Consider the following 3,409-nt stretch of genomic DNA (forward strand, 5'->3'; position numbering starts at 1 on the left):
CAGCTTCTCGAGCTTCCTCTGAATCGAATTCATGGGCATTACCACTTTCATGAGCTGCCTTGCCACCTTTGCGACCAGCTTCTCGAGCTTCCTCTGAATCGAATTCATGGGCATTACCACTTTCATGAGCCGCTCTTCCACCTTCACTTGCGATTTCTCGTTGACGTTTAGGGTCCATTCCAGCAAAACCTTGACCTTCATTATGATCTGAATCTCGATTCTGTTTATTGGTAGCCATCGTTATCTCCTTACTTTTGTCATCATTAACAATAAAATAATGAATAAAAAGCATCTGGAACTTTGATGCTTTAAGGTCCGATAGATGAGTCTTTAAAAAGTTCATAAATAATATATTTAATTTAAATAAATATTTTCAATAAATAAGAATAATTCTATACAACTATTTATAAATATGATTTAAATATAAGTTTAAATGATGAATTTGATTTTATATTTAATTATTCTTTAATATTTTATTTAACAGGTTATGTCAAAAGGTGTAATCTTATTTTGCTGGCATATGCCAGTAATAACCATGGCCAGATGTCTACAGTTTGGTAATGGCTATCCGCTTTGGACGACCTGCATGGGTAATTGAAGCGCTATGACTCCTGAAGAATAATAAAAATATTGAGAAGAATGTGTGGTCTCCAGTACACAGCTTTCATGGAACAAGATCACATATGGAGTTAACAACTTCATATCGGGGCAGGAAAGGCCGTCTGATAACAATATTTGTATTTAAAAAGGAGACTCACATGAGAAAGAGAGATATTGTGTGGTTGAGCTTGGGATTGAGTAGCCTAGCGGGAGTAATAAACCCTGCTTTCAGTCAAACGAGTTACGAATTGCTCGCTCAATCATCAGATGCGATATTTGAGGCACAAACACCCCGACACCCCCCTACCACCGGTACAGAACAGAAGAAAACCGAGCATGACCGGTCTGATATTTTTGCTGCCTCTAATGCATCGCCCTCTTCATCTGCATTCCAGAATCAGCCAGATGAGGGCAAAGTAAAAGGATTCGATTTTTATCGCGACCCGCTCAATGCAAAAGAACCAATGCAGACCTTTGAAGAAACGATGAAAGCTGACGAAAAGCAACGCCCTGCGGTCATGAAAACGCAGCGTGATCTGCTGCTCAAACGCTACAATCTGACCCCGCGTTTGGATCCAAAAGCAACCATGACTCGTGGCAAACCGCTGGCAGTAGGCCCTACCGCCAGATTACAAGACGGAATAAGCTGGCAGAAACTGGCAGAGTTGTCACCCAAAGAAATACGCAACAAGGACCTCTTCCCATACCCTGCGTTACCCCATCCGAAGCAAGTAACCGGTGGGCAGGTTTTCCCGCCAGTACAAACTAAGATGTTCCCAAGATTGGAGCGCTTCGACGTAGAGTTCGATTTACCTGAAGCATTCTTGCCAGAGTTTCCTCCGGCAATTTTCCTTCAAAACAGGCCCGAACTGGGGGATGTGTCACGTGGAGAAGTAGTATCAATCAACAATTTTTATCGCTTATTCAAGGATATCTTGACTCCGGTTCAGCTTAACGGGCTTCAGATGTTACTTACTCCTCTACCGCAGGAAGAATTCAATCCGACCGATGATCGTAAAAGTGCACAGCCCAGCCTGGGTGTTACATGCTTGGATTGCCATGTGAATGGTCATACAACAGGACAGTTTCACTTGAACCCCGATACACGGCCCGAGGAACGGAGATTCCGGCTGGACACGGTAAGTCTGCGCGGACTCTATGCGCAACAGATACATGGCTCAAAACGCAGCTTGCGCTCTGTCGAAGATTTCACAGAATTTGAATTTCGTACGGCTTATTTTAACGGAGATCCTATCCATGCAATGAAAAAGGGATTTCCAGTCCTCGATCGGATCCATGTAAGCCATATGGCACAGTTTCAGAACATGCTGGATTTCCCCCCGGCACCTAAACTGGATAGCCAAGGGCGGTTAGATCGTTCAAAAGCTACTAAAGAAGAACTTCGAGGAGAAGCTATCTTCTTTGGCAAGGGTCAATGTTCAAGTTGTCATCAACCCCCCGCATTTCTCGATAATCAAATGCACGACCTCAAACTCGAGCGCTTTCTGAACGAGCCGGGTGATGGGCCGATGAAAACTTTTACACTTCGCGGCATCAAAGACAGCCCTCCCTATCTGCACGATGGCCGTTTGCTCACTCTTGAAGACACAGTGGAATTTTTTAATCTGATCCTACAACTCAAACTGACGGAGGAGGAGAAGTCTGATCTTGTTGCTTATATGAGGCAATTATAAGTAATCAAATGAAATAATCAGAAGTGAACTTATTGAAACTTTTCTATATTTTTCATATCGATCTAGATCAGGCTCACCTGATTTAGATCGGTAAATTATTTTTAAAGTAGAGATGTCTTTTGTCAAAAATGACCTAAACAAATTTATGATTCCCTTTCTTTAAGGAGAACCACTCATGACACAGGATGAATTTGAATCGATCGACGAACAAGTAAAGCCACAAGAGCAGTCAAGACAGCCAGGTTTCGAAAATGAGATGTCTCCAGAACCGATTTATGATGACAAAAGCTATAAAGGATCTGAGAAATTAAAAGGTAAAGTAGCATTGATTACAGGTGGCGACAGTGGTATCGGACGTGCAGTAGCTGTTGGGTTCGCAAAAGAAGGCGCCAATGTTGCCATCATTTATCTGGATGAACATGAAGATGCTGAGGATACTCTTAAAGCGATTGAACCTTATGGAGTAAAAAGTTTAAAGCTGGCCACAGATGTTAGTAAAGTGGAAAATTGTTATCAGCTAATTAGTGAAGTGGTAGAAGAATTTGGTCAATTAAACGTACTCGTCAATAATGCAGGTAAGCAATTTCCACAAGAGAATTTCTTAAATATCACTCCTGCTCAATTATTAGAAACTTTCGAAACGAATATCTTCAGTATGTTTTATATGACACAAGCAGCCTTACCGCACATGCAAAAAGGCGATAGCATCATCAACACCTCTTCTATTACAGCTTATCGCGGTTCTCCTACACTTATCGATTATTCTTCAACCAAAGGGGCCATCAGTACTTTTACGCGATCTTTATCCATAAACCTAAGCGGCAAAGGAATTCGAGTAAATTCGGTAGCACCCGGGCCAATCTGGACCCCGCTAATTCCCGCCTCATTTGATGCCGAAAAAGTTAAGAAACATGGAGAAGAAACACCAATGGAGCGCCGCGGACAGCCATCTGAACTGGCACCTGCTTATATTTATTTGGCTTCTAAAGATTCAACGTATGTAACAGGTCAAGCAATTCATGTGAATGGTGGAGATTTTATCAGCTCATAGCTGTAATATTTGTACTTAAGCTCTTTGAAGAATAATTCCTCACTTTTAACGGAATCCAGAAATA

At 41.9% G+C, this 3,409-nt stretch carries 3 protein-coding genes; 2 read left to right on the forward strand and 1 reads right to left on the reverse strand.

The genetic code is table 11. The features are described 5' to 3' along the window. Positions 1–343, reverse strand: a 343-nt coding sequence (locus ABUL11_RS05760) for a con-10 family general stress protein (RefSeq protein ID WP_350282912.1), incomplete at its 3' end; no start/stop codon positions are given. 415 nt (positions 344–758) lie between these two features. Between ABUL11_RS05760 and ABUL11_RS05765 the strand changes: the two genes are divergently transcribed. Together ABUL11_RS05765 and ABUL11_RS05770 are read left to right on the forward strand one after the other, a co-directional pair. Further along, entirely contained in the window at positions 759–2,294 is a 1,536-nt protein-coding gene (locus ABUL11_RS05765) for a cytochrome B6 (RefSeq protein WP_350282913.1), read from the forward strand. A 175-nt stretch (positions 2,295–2,469) separates the two neighbouring features. Next, the gene (locus ABUL11_RS05770; RefSeq protein WP_350282914.1) at positions 2,470–3,345 is read left to right on the forward strand and encodes an SDR family oxidoreductase; all 876 of its coding nucleotides are present in this window, start codon (positions 2,470–2,472) and stop codon (positions 3,343–3,345) included. Positions 3,346–3,409: the final 64 nt, after the last annotated feature.

It is taken from the genome of Nitrosomonas sp. (assembly GCF_040256045.1).
Lineage (GTDB): Bacteria > Pseudomonadota > Gammaproteobacteria > Burkholderiales > Nitrosomonadaceae > Nitrosomonas.

What these genes read in the sequence shown, in the direction of transcription:
- ABUL11_RS05765 (WP_350282913.1), top strand. Translation starts at nt 759, where the DNA reads ATGAGAAAGAGAGATATTGTGTGGTTGAGCTTGGGATTGAGTAGCCTA.
- ABUL11_RS05770 (WP_350282914.1), top strand. Translation starts at nt 2,470, where the DNA reads ATGACACAGGATGAATTTGAATCGATCGACGAACAAGTAAAGCCACAA.